Annotated in this window: 19 protein-coding genes; 2 read left to right on the forward strand and 17 right to left on the reverse strand. The window is 41.9% G+C overall.

The window, feature by feature from the left end; genetic code table 11:
- Positions 1-13: 13 nt before the first annotated feature.
- The 14 genes from FC07_RS01315 to FC07_RS01380 form a co-directional block, all read right to left on the reverse strand.
- Positions 14-436: a phage tail protein gene (locus FC07_RS01315; RefSeq protein ID WP_235807422.1), complete on the reverse strand. Its 423-nt coding sequence runs from the start codon at positions 434-436 to the stop codon at positions 14-16.
- Complete coding sequence (locus tag FC07_RS01320; RefSeq protein WP_235807423.1) at positions 437-814, reverse strand: HK97-gp10 family putative phage morphogenesis protein; 378 nt, start codon at positions 812-814, stop codon at positions 437-439. It abuts the gene before it with no gap.
- Positions 811-1134 (reverse strand): head-tail adaptor protein, encoded by a 324-nt coding sequence (locus tag FC07_RS01325; protein WP_057903326.1) that lies wholly within the window; start codon positions 1132-1134, stop codon positions 811-813. The genes FC07_RS01320 and FC07_RS01325 overlap by 4 nt, the downstream gene beginning before the upstream one ends.
- A complete protein-coding gene (locus FC07_RS01330; RefSeq protein WP_057903327.1) occupies positions 1121-1465 on the reverse strand; it encodes a head-tail connector protein in 345 nt (114 codons plus the stop codon). Before FC07_RS01330 ends, FC07_RS01325 begins: the two co-directional genes overlap by 14 nt.
- 13 nt (positions 1466-1478) lie before the next feature.
- Positions 1479-1754 (reverse strand): hypothetical protein, encoded by a 276-nt coding sequence (locus FC07_RS01335; RefSeq protein WP_057903328.1) that lies wholly within the window; start codon positions 1752-1754, stop codon positions 1479-1481.
- A gap of 65 nt (positions 1755-1819) precedes the next feature.
- Positions 1820-3040 (reverse strand): phage major capsid protein, encoded by a 1221-nt coding sequence (locus tag FC07_RS01340; protein WP_057903329.1) that lies wholly within the window; start codon positions 3038-3040, stop codon positions 1820-1822.
- Positions 3041-3061: 21 nt separating this feature from the next.
- A complete protein-coding gene (locus tag FC07_RS01345) occupies positions 3062-3655 on the reverse strand; it encodes an HK97 family phage prohead protease (protein ID WP_155797862.1) in 594 nt (197 codons plus the stop codon).
- Positions 3612-4895, reverse strand: coding sequence for a phage portal protein (locus FC07_RS01350; RefSeq protein WP_057903331.1), 1284 nt, complete (start codon positions 4893-4895; stop codon positions 3612-3614). The genes FC07_RS01345 and FC07_RS01350 overlap by 44 nt, the downstream gene beginning before the upstream one ends.
- Positions 4896-4901: 6 nt before the next feature.
- Positions 4902-5084: a hypothetical protein gene (locus FC07_RS01355; protein WP_057903332.1), complete on the reverse strand. Its 183-nt coding sequence runs from the start codon at positions 5082-5084 to the stop codon at positions 4902-4904.
- Between the two features lie 11 nt (positions 5085-5095).
- Entirely contained in the window at positions 5096-6805 is a 1710-nt protein-coding gene (locus FC07_RS01360) for a terminase large subunit (protein WP_057903333.1), read from the reverse strand.
- A complete protein-coding gene (locus tag FC07_RS01365; RefSeq protein ID WP_057903334.1) occupies positions 6802-7101 on the reverse strand; it encodes a hypothetical protein in 300 nt (99 codons plus the stop codon). The genes FC07_RS01360 and FC07_RS01365 overlap by 4 nt, the downstream gene beginning before the upstream one ends.
- Positions 7102-7111: 10 nt before the next feature.
- Positions 7112-7564, reverse strand: coding sequence for a P27 family phage terminase small subunit (locus FC07_RS01370; protein WP_057903335.1), 453 nt, complete (start codon positions 7562-7564; stop codon positions 7112-7114).
- 165 nt (positions 7565-7729) lie between these two features.
- The gene (locus tag FC07_RS01375; protein WP_057903336.1) at positions 7730-8518 is read right to left on the reverse strand and encodes an HNH endonuclease; all 789 of its coding nucleotides are present in this window, start codon (positions 8516-8518) and stop codon (positions 7730-7732) included.
- A 3-nt stretch (positions 8519-8521) separates the two neighbouring features.
- A complete protein-coding gene (locus tag FC07_RS01380; RefSeq protein WP_057903337.1) occupies positions 8522-8824 on the reverse strand; it encodes a hypothetical protein in 303 nt (100 codons plus the stop codon).
- A gap of 143 nt (positions 8825-8967) precedes the next feature.
- Between FC07_RS01380 and FC07_RS01385 the strand changes: the two genes are divergently transcribed.
- Positions 8968-9150, forward strand: coding sequence for a type II toxin-antitoxin system HicA family toxin (locus FC07_RS01385; protein WP_057903338.1), 183 nt, complete (start codon positions 8968-8970; stop codon positions 9148-9150).
- A 49-nt stretch (positions 9151-9199) separates the two neighbouring features.
- Complete coding sequence (locus FC07_RS01390) at positions 9200-9592, forward strand: type II toxin-antitoxin system CcdA family antitoxin (RefSeq protein ID WP_057903339.1); 393 nt, start codon at positions 9200-9202, stop codon at positions 9590-9592.
- On the opposite strand, the gene FC07_RS16260 is transcribed toward FC07_RS01390, so the two are convergent.
- From FC07_RS16260 to FC07_RS15970, 3 genes are all read right to left on the reverse strand, one after another.
- Positions 9589-9714 (reverse strand): hypothetical protein, encoded by a 126-nt coding sequence (locus FC07_RS16260; RefSeq protein ID WP_268872038.1) that lies wholly within the window; start codon positions 9712-9714, stop codon positions 9589-9591. The two genes, FC07_RS01390 and FC07_RS16260, sit on opposite strands and share 4 nt — an antisense overlap.
- Before the next feature lie 97 nt (positions 9715-9811).
- Positions 9812-10351 (reverse strand): hypothetical protein, encoded by a 540-nt coding sequence (locus FC07_RS01395; RefSeq protein WP_057903340.1) that lies wholly within the window; start codon positions 10349-10351, stop codon positions 9812-9814.
- Between the two features lie 24 nt (positions 10352-10375).
- Positions 10376-10801, reverse strand: a complete 426-nt coding sequence (locus tag FC07_RS15970; RefSeq protein ID WP_338040314.1) for a DUF6731 family protein — start codon at positions 10799-10801, stop codon at positions 10376-10378.
- Positions 10802-10843 lie beyond the last annotated feature (42 nt).

A 10843-nucleotide genomic window follows, 5' to 3' on the forward strand; every position in this document is an offset into this window, starting at 1 on the left:
TTAAAAGGGCCGCCTATACTGGCAGTCCTTGTGATTGAAAATATGCAATTGTCATGCGTAACGCTGGCGTATCATGGTCAGCATATGAATTGTGATAAACCCGTTCCCAGCCTGCATCGTGCATTACTTTTTTAATGATTTCGTCAATGGCTGATGCATCTGGTAATAATTCTTTGCGGGTCCAAAAATCTACTTGAACCCGAGGGTATTCTAACAAACGATCATCGTCCGAATATTCGGCGGCGTCGCCGGGCAAATCGCTAATTCGAAGCCAAGGTGACAAATCAACGATCTGAATATCCGTCCAATTATCAAAATCAGGCGTACCGTTATAAATACCATCGTTTGGGTCCGTTTTGCCGCGCACTGCATCAAGCTTAGTACGCAGTTCCGTTGACGCCATTAAAATATCGTAAACCAACGCTGAAGCAATCAACTAACCACCTACTTTCAGATGGTTGATAAAGGCAGCTAAAATTGGTCCACGCGTATGTTCCTGTGTTTCCTCAACGAAATGCTGTGCGTCCTGCTTAGAGGTGCCGCTGTTAGGAAAATGAACCCGATAGCCAGTGGTAGTGCCATAACCAATATCAGACGTCAATGTGCCGCCAGCCGTTTTAACACCAGTAGCCTGAATATCATCTTTCATGTGTTCCGGTGCATCAGTTTCACCAGACCAAACCGGCGTATCAGCTTGTAAGGCGTCTTTAAAGATTTCAGCACCGTCCTTCACCGCAGCGCGTGCGTCTTTTTGAACACCCATTTCTAATGCATGGATTTTAGCTAGCATATCAGCCTCGCCTGTAACAGTCACGCGCTCACCTTCTTTGCTGTAATGGTGGTAATATCCCGCTTTTGGTAATCAGGATCTAATCCAGTAATTTGATACTCATTACCACGCCATTCAATGCGCCAAGTTGGTTCAATTTCCTGTTGCGTTAAAAACCGTACAACAAATGTTGGTGTGTCAGTACGAATACCAAGCCCGCTATTTACCTCACGAATAGGGATTTTAGGCACTTCTGCCCAAACTGACATTTGCTCAGTTTTTACATTATCAACGGGAACGCCGTTAATCTTGCTACCTGAGTAACTGACAAATGTAATTCGTTCGCGCATGTTATTGGTCCGCATCGGCTGCCACCTCGGTTCGTAATTGGTTGATGGTGTTTACCACTGGTTCCAGTAACGGATACCGCATGATTTCAGCGCCTTCACCGCGATAATCGTAATTTTCCTTCACTTGTTTCATGATTGCTGAAAAGTAACGATCACACAGTGTTGGTTGTGCAAGCAATACTGCTGGTTCCAGCCCAGTTTGAACGGCACTAGCAATTTCGGTGGCTGCATCATTGACTAAAACGTCTAGCATGCCGTCCTCAAAGTCCTGGTCAATTTTGCAATACATTTTAAGTACTGCAAACTGCGCATCAGTTAATGGCGCATGTTTTAGTTCGTCCGCCATTTAGCTCACCACCTTATGCTGTAGCAGTGCTGATTGTGATTGCAACTGTCGAACCGTCCGACATAGTGGCGGTGCCACCAGTCACTTTACCATCAGCATCAGTCGCTAAGGCTAATGCCGTGACAGATGTGCCTGTGGCACCAGTCGCGCCATCTTTGCCATCGGTACCAGGGTCGCCTTTAGCGCCGGTAGCACCATCCTTTGCTGCACTAACGCCTTGTTCTAAGGCATTTAATTTAGCGGCGGTGATTACATCGCCATCTTTCCATTCATTGGGTGTATATGCCATACTCAAACATCCTTTCTACGCTTACAAAGTTGCTGTGCCGACTTTAGCTGCCCCAATCGTTGGGGCTACTTTTTTGGGGCTTCTGTAGTCGTGGTGTCACCTAAAGTCAAGAAATAGCCGGCCTTTTCGTCTGCTTTTGATACACCGAAACGCATCCCTGCTTGCAAGTACTGACCATAAATCTGGTCATCTACCCACCGAATCATGAAATCAGCACGGTTGGCAAATAATACAGCCCGTTTTACATCGCCTAAAAAGGCATGTGCTTCACCATCGGCGCCAAATTGCGTGTCGTCAACAATTGAAACTGGCATACCGAACAGTGTTTTACCCGACGGTGACAAGATAGAATCTTGTAGTAAGTACCGCCCATTATCATCTTTCAGCGTATCTAACCATTGATAGAATGACGCGCTGGCAATTAATGTCCGTACATAGGCTTGATCTAACTTTTTGTTGTTGATCAATTTAACATCATCTAGTGTTGATACTTCCACAGCTGTAAATTGCTTCAAAATACCTGCAACACCATCGTTGGTTGTATTTACTTTGATTTGAGCGGCATTTTCTTGTACCAACCCAACTAAATCAGTTGCAGAATCATCAATTGATTCTTGAGAAAGTGGCAATGCTTGGCGATAAGTTTCAACTGCCCAATCGACACCTTTAAAGTCAGGCTTAGCCATTGCTGGATTCTTTTCCAGTTCAGCAACGCTGGCCATCTTAGTGGTTGCATTCGCAATCGTTGGATAGCTGCCTTTTTGCGTAGTAACTGGCACAATATTCGCAAATTGCTTTAAATCAACAACTGTTTGCAGCACCCGTTGTGGCACATAAGTCACTGCATCCGGAATGGTTGATTTAGCAATTGTAGATGTGACACCAGCGTTCACAGCATCACTTGCATCAACTGGTTCACCTTCACGCATCATGATAAAGGTCCCAACATCTGTTTTAACCCGTTTCAAGCCTTCAACATTAGCACCACGGGAATGGATATAGTTATTCAAAGCTTGGCGATAGTCAGTACCTGCTTGTGTGTTTGGTTTAGCTGGTACTTCAATACCCTTCAGTGCTTCAGCATACAAGTCACGCTTTTCCTCTAAATCCTTTAATTCTTTTTGAGCGGCTGTATATGCATCGCGTTTTTCCTTGGCTGCCTTAAAATCATCCTCTGATTCAGCTTTTTCAGCTAAAGTACGTACCTCTGTAGCTGTTGTTGCTAATAAAGCCCGTTTTTCTTTGATTTGTTTTTTAACCGCAGCTAATTTTTCATCTAAAGTCATAATTGACCTCCTAAAATTGTATTAAAAAAGGCCTCGTAAAAGGTCTTCTCGTTTAAGTTCATTCAACATTTTTTGCCGTTCTTGTTGCCATTTAGGCGGTTGTTCCAATGCTTTAAGTTGGTCCAGTGACCGTGTACCCAATTTAACTTCTGTATCAGGATAAGCGGGTGTTGTAACGGGTGACACATCGTAAATACGATCAATCATTCGAATCAAACGATTGTAAGGTGCTTCTGCGTCACCGTCACGGGTCCATTTTTCAGCATCTGAATCATCTGTAATAGAAAATGCAAAGCTAGACTGTGAGATGATACCAGCACGTACATTTTCAACTAAATCACGGCCAAGCTGGGTATCAGGCGGTGTTAAAACATATTTCAGTCCCGTATCATCAACTGACAGCTCTAAATTCACACCGTTTCGGCCTAAAATTTGATTTTGGTCATGGTTAAAAAGGGCAACAGCATTGGTCATGTCTGCATTGTCCAGCGCATGTGGATCAATCCTTTCGCGGAATCTAGTGAGCCACCCCATTGGTTCGGAATCACAGTTAAACTTCAACGCATAACCCTCAATCGTTGCTGGCTTGTCCGTTGTCGCTTCCCGCACTTCCATCGGTGTCGTCATCGTTCTGGTTTCCTTTGTTTTTACTGGCATTCGAATCACCTCCTTTCGTTGCTGAAATATAAGCATCCCGCTGGTCTAAGAAAATCGTGTTCAGGTTGGTTTCAAATTTCTGCATATCAGGGTCACCAGTGGCTTTCAAACCAATCTTAGCCCGGGCTTCATCCCCGACAATCACGCCATTGCTTTTAAGCTTTACCACATCATCGACCGACATACCGGCCACTTCTGAAGTATCAAACAGCACCGCATATTTATGCCGCTGGTCATCATCAAGTAGTTTCATTTCAAACTCCGTGGTAATTGGCCGGAAGTAAAACGGTAAATTGTTCTGCACATAATCATCTGACAACTGCTTCACTGATTGGTTGGGGCTGTTCTGAGCTAGTCGATAAGCTGGCACTCGTAAAGCTTTCGCAATCTGAGAAGTGGAATAGTTGTTGCTTGAAATCAAGTTCAGTACGTTTGTATCAACTTCTAACGGTTGGTATTCCATGGTTTCATCAACCACAATCGGGGCACCTGCTGTGGCACCTGTTTGAGCGTCCTCAAAATCTGTTCTGATTTTTCGGCGCGCTTTAGCAGATAACTTCCCTTTTGCCTTTAAAATCGACCCTTTAAAGCCATCATTAAAGAACTTTTGTAATGTGCTAATGCCCGATTCCTGCAAGTCCATTTCATTACCTAGGCTTAGCAGTGGCGAACGGCCCATGATAGTGTCATAGCTAAAAAATTTCCAGTGTACCACATCACTGGCCGTGCAAATCTTAGTTGTTCCTGAATTGTAAGGTGTAAACCGGTAAATGATTTTAGTAGGGTCGGTGTAATCAACCTGTGTTTGTGACGGTGCATAAAACTCAAACATAGCCGGTTCACTCGTTAATGGATCACGTACAATGCGACTGTATGAATTGCCCGACAAAATCGCATTAACCGCCATGGAGAACTTCCATTGATAGGCTGATAGTCGGTCATTCACCTTGGTGTTCATCAAGTACTCAACATTCTCTAAATTAATGACAGTACCAGTGATTCTGTCAGTTAAAATCACTGGAAAACGGGCAATATCCCCGGCAATAATGGATACAGCCGTTAGTACATCAGAATTACGTAATGCTCCAATACCAACATAGCCACCGCCAAATGACGGCAGAATACCCTCACTAATTAAATCACTGGCCCAATTTGGGCTTACATCAGTTGCTGTAGCCACACTTCTAAATAGTTTCATTTAGTCTCACCTCCCTCCTGGAATGGCAAGAATAATGGCTAATATCAGCAGGGCTGCACCAAGCACATATAAACCAATAATGTGCCCAATCAAAAAGCTAGCAATAACAATAATCGTCATCCCAGCCACTAAAAATAATCCAATCGCATTAAGGACTAGCCATTGGCCAATTCTTTTCAATTTATGCACTTCGCCACCTCCTAAAAGCCAAAATCATCGCTGAAAACTGATTCATCGTCTAAATAATTATCAATATCCTCGGTAAATGCCACTGCATAAGCATCTAACGCCGCATCGGCCATGTCGATTTTGTTACTATATTTGTTTTTGTTAATGCGAACACCATTGTTATCACTCATTAAAACGGCGTTCATCATGGCAGCCGTCATCAATTCGTTGTTGCTGTGCTTGACTTTCCCACAGATCACATCATCTTTGAACTGCTTTGTTGGCATCGACAGCGTCATAGTGCCTTGCCGTACACTGACCATATTCCACTCACTATGATTTTTCTCAATGGTTGTGAGCAACGGACCAAACTGGTACGGATCATAACAAATTGCTTGTACGTCGATGTCGTTACGTTCAATGAAGTCTTCAAGCCATTCATACACACGGTCGTTATCAATAATCCCTGATTCTAGCTGTGTAATCTCACCTTCGCCGCGCTTTTCGACCGCACGATAATCAATCCGATCCGTTTTGATTTTGGCATCAAGGCCATTTTTGCTAGCAATAAAGGCATATCCATCTAAATACCAATACCCTTCCTGTAAAACCAGCCAGGTAATGGCAAAAAGGTCACTCGTACGACCAACGTCAATCCCAAACCAAACGCGAGCACCGCGTAAATCTGGCTTTTCGACCAGCTCCGCTTGTTTCCAATCCTCAAAATTCATGTAAGAATCCTCGGTGGCTTGTCGCCAAACATTGAAATTTTTAACAAGTTTGCTATTTAGGGTGCCATCAGCACGAGATGAAGCCAGTTTATCGGCCAAATAATCATGAATTTGATTGTATAAAACATCTACATCCATTAGCGGGTTGGCTTCAATCCACTTTTCGGGATCATCAACAGCCTCAGCACTATCCATTTCAGCAATAAATGCGAAGTAACGTTCAGCATCAATTTCACCACGCAGCACTTTCTTAGCATACGGATAATTTTGCGTGAACATTGGTACGTTCATATCAAAGCCGGCTGTAGAAATAATAAAGGTCAAGTAACTTGGTAGTAGCAACTGTCCGGATGCTAGGGTTTCAATCATATCTGTGGTCTTAGCATTAGCGTATTCATCGACTACGGCCACATGGGGTTCATAGCCGTCGACAAGACCTGCATCCCGCGAGAACGCCCGAATTGTTGAACCGTCGTTAAGGTTTTCGATTTCATCCCGTGTAATACGGACCATTCGCTTGATTTCAGCGTCCTTCTTACATAATGCTCGTAATCTGTCCTTAACCATGCCGAACACGATACCGGCCTGTTTACGGTCGTTAGCGGCGGTATACAATTGGCGCTTATTGGCTGGATTCTTACCGAATAGGAACTCATATAAAATAACGCCTGAAATTAAAAGCGACTTACCATTTTTCCGTGCCATTGAAATGAACACGTCGGTAAATCGCCTAATTGTTGGGTCATCTTTGTCAACCCAGCCATAAATACAGCCAATTATAAACTTCTGAAACGGCGCTAGCGGCTGTGCCTTACCCGTTTTTGGTTCCGGCAGCATCTCCATGAACTTAACAGCCTTGCCCGCCAGCTCAGGGTTCCACGTCCAACGCCAATCAGTTCGTTTAAGGTCATTTTCCTGCCGTTTGACAGCCAGTAAAACAGCGTCACAAGTGATCAGACGGCCGTTTAATACACGCTTTATAAAGTTGGGTGTTGGATCCGTAAATTTCATCGGCCATACACCAGCTTATGCGTATTTAATAAATACTCACCAAGTGCTACGGCTCGTGCGCACATCACTTTTTCATATTTGCCTTTTGGCTTAGTCAAAGTGCCAGATAAGACAACTTGAGTAACATCCGTCAAAGCTTCAACCATTGTGCTATCAATCAAAGCATAATGCTGAATCGAATCATCAGGGTTTATTACCTCATGACCGCGACAAACAGCATCAGGATGGTCTCCAATATAAAGGCCAAGCTGCACTGCTAATTCATTTTTATTTAAACAAAAAACTAACGTTCGCATACGTGGTCTCCTATCCAAAGATGTCTGCTAATGATGACTTCTTTTCCTCGTTTTTCGGCATATTCATGCCCATGCGGCTGTTGACGTTAAGACCTAAGTCACTAGCCAACCCTTTAATCGCCGCTGTGGCCTTGTTTAGAATACCGATATAACTGTAATACTCATCTTCATCACCATTGGCTAATGCTTGCTTCATTTTGATCGAGGTATTCTTGTAAACCGAATACCAGGTACAATAATTTTCCAGTTCACTGCGGTCAAGATTGCGCATTGGTAAGTCACCAATACTGTTAATGATGCGTTTATATTCCTGACTGGCAATTGGATCTAGGTGCCGTGGAGGTGTTTTTTGCAAAGCAGGCAAACCATCAGATGATAAGATCTCTGCTTGCATATGTGCCTCCTGTTTGACCTTAGTCAAATTGGCTTTAGATAGGGCTAAAGGCTTATATTTTCTACCCACCCACTTCCACCTCCATATTGGTCTATTTTTGGGTCAAGGCCCCCTCTGAAACTTCAAAATTAATAGAATTTGGGGTGCAAAAAAGAGGACGTCCGTTCAACGTCCCCTGCAGATCTAAGCCCCGAAAATTTGGACGGGGGTACCCCTCACAAGATTTCCAGCGTTTCAAATTATTTTAAAATTTTCAAATTTTCCAATTGATTTTAATTCATCAATTTTATTAAAAACTTTTGTTAATTGTTGAATGTTTCTTTTATCATTTATCAATCGTTGAATGCAAACATCTTTACTTGTCGACAACATGTAATGATGCAAGTCACGACTGACCAACAGACTATCTAGTCTCTTGTCTGGATATGTCATGATGATCCAAACATTATCAAATGTTTGTTCTGCTTTCAGCTTTCGCATGATCAACTCATAGATGAGTGAGACATAGTCATGTGCATCGATATTGTGTACATGCAATGGCAGGCCAGTAAGTGCAGCCATCAATGCATCATAGTCGTAGACTAGATCATGCTGACCAACATGATCACGAACATAAGTTGACTTACCTGAACCAGGATAACCAGCAATAATATTGATCTGCATATAACGATGTTGTCCTTTCTTACGCTTGATTGTCTCACGCTTAGTCTTCCAGTAGTGACAGTCCTTGCACAGGGACTCTAGGTTATCTAGGTCCAGCCTACCATCCCATGCATCCTCGCTAGGTATTATGTGGTCAACCAGTGTTGCTTCTAGTCCACAACGTTGACAAATGTGATTGTCTCTTAACAATGCTTGTCGTCTGATGTGTTGCCATTGAGATGAGTGATAGAAGCTTAAGTAGTTCGACTTAGTCGACTGTCTGTGTTGGTTGTACTGTCTATCACTGTCCTGTCGGATACGTTGCTTGGCATCTACCAGGACACGTCGGCCATTCACAATGGTCAGCTTCTTGCTTGGCATGGGCTAACTTAATTCTAGTGAGACGATATCATTCAACATACGGCTGGGTTCAACGTACCACCCGGCCGCTTCGATATCTGGCATGGCTGCATTAATCACAGCCTGGTTAAAGTCATGGACATCTACCGTGATACTACCGCCTTTATTAATTCTATCCATAATCTTATCAGTGACACGGCTATACAATTGTTCACGTTGCTTAGCTGTTGCTTCATGACGTGATGGTACTAAACGTTCAACTTGAGGTGCTGCTGGTGGCGCAAGTGCATTTCCATGCTTATCTCGATTAGCTACTGAGTAACTCATATCTTCGTCTCCTTCATACTGTTTCCTCTTAAATTAATATTGTGGCCGTATCTTCCGATTGAAATCCCTATGCAATACACCAAACGCGCATTGACAATGATACGCATTAGATGTATTATAATAAGTGTAAAGGAGATGAGGTGATGGTTAAAAGGCGAGACTTACTTAAAGATTTGAAGAAACGAGGTGTCAACGTCAACGAACATGGTGGACGACACGCTAAGCTTCTCAACCCTAAGAACAATCTCACTGCTCCACTTCCTCAGCACACCGAAGTTGATGATTACACCGCCAAGGAAATCTACAAGCAATTAGGACTCAAATGAGTCCTTGTTGTTGTACACTCATCTCACTACTAAAATTGGAGGTTTTATTATGAGTGATAAACTAATTGCCTATCCGGCTATATTCCGTCCATTACACAATGAACATGATACCTATATTATTAAATTTCCTGATCTACCAAATACCTTTACAGAAGGTTACGGTCTTAATGACGCGTACGTCATGGCAAGCGATGTGCTTGCTGAAATGAACTATGACAATAAGGAGCTGCCAGAACCATCTACACCAAATACAATCGCATTAGACGATGATGAATTTATTGTTGTTATTACCGCTAACCTTTCTGCAAAGAAACGTGAACTACAAAAGTTCGTACGTAAGAACGTTACCGTTCCTGCGGACTTAGCGCAAAGAGCACAAGCGCAAGGTCTTAACTTTAGTCAAACTTTATCTGAAGCATTAGAAGAAAAGCTGGGCGTTTAGCGTCTGGCTTTTTTTGTATAAAAATAGGCAACCACATCAGTGATTAGCCTTTTTACGATATCTTTTCGATTTAATCCTAGGCTTGTGGCTTCCAGTTCATCTTTTGCTTCTTGAAAATCCACGGCAATTCCTCCACTTTCATTTTTTATATTAAAACGCAAAAAGAGGCACCCCGCTAAGGGTGCCCCAAGAGTGTAAGAAAAAGCAAATCATCTTTTATTAACCATTTTTGCTTTTAATTCTTTTAATTTGTGCTTGCTTTTCCTCAGAACTTTTTGTGTGATCTATTGGAAGATCAACTTCATGCGCAAAAAATATTTTTAGCAGCAAACTAATTGATCGATATGTTGTAGCAACAAAATATCCGATGAGAAAAATCCAAAAAATAAAAATATAATTAGCTATTTTGCCAGGATAGTGTTTGATTACTTGTAAAATAATCGAAACTATTAAGACTAAAAACGATGTAATTAAAGAATCGTACAACTGAAATTTAAATATTCTATCAATTCTACGTTTTCTAAATTCTATCATCAGCTGAGTTTTACTCAGTGTTAGCAAAATACCATACATAGCCGTATAGAACCCAATAACAATTGACGAAAAAGTTATTATTGATTCCAAAACGGCTGAAAGGCCACGAAGTCCAGTACTCACATGAAGCCTATTGCAAACATATGAAAAAGAAATTGCTACAACTAGCGGATAACTTATATTAATAATATTCCCTAAAACATGTGGTGAACTACTTTTTTTCATAAAATCACCTTGCGCTACAAATATTTACCTTACATTTTTGTCCACTTCATTTTTATAATTATCATAATTCGGCGAATACATCTCATACATGTCCTGCTGAACAGTTTCCTGATCTAAAAATTTCTTTATAGGCACCTCGAATATTCTACATACATGTAATCTGCTATTAATTAATTCAATCGGAACTGAAGACCCTGAATCTCCGGACGTTATAGTCGCCCTTTTAAAATCACCAATATGAGCCTCAATTTCTTTAACAGATTTTATTACTTCCGCCGTGTCTAAAACAGAATTTTTAGAACGAGTAGTAGAAATTTTAACTTCAATCGAAACCCCGCTGTACTTTGTCAACGAATTGATTGCATCATTAATGCCACTTTGAAAATAATTAGTTATACCACTTCCGGGAACAATATTTCCCGTCTTAAAAGAAAACTTATCCCGAATTATTCATACGAGGTTTAATATCGGCATACCGCACAATTTTGGACC

The organism is Loigolactobacillus bifermentans DSM 20003 (assembly GCF_001434575.1).
Classification (GTDB): Bacteria; Bacillota; Bacilli; order Lactobacillales; family Lactobacillaceae; genus Loigolactobacillus; species Loigolactobacillus bifermentans.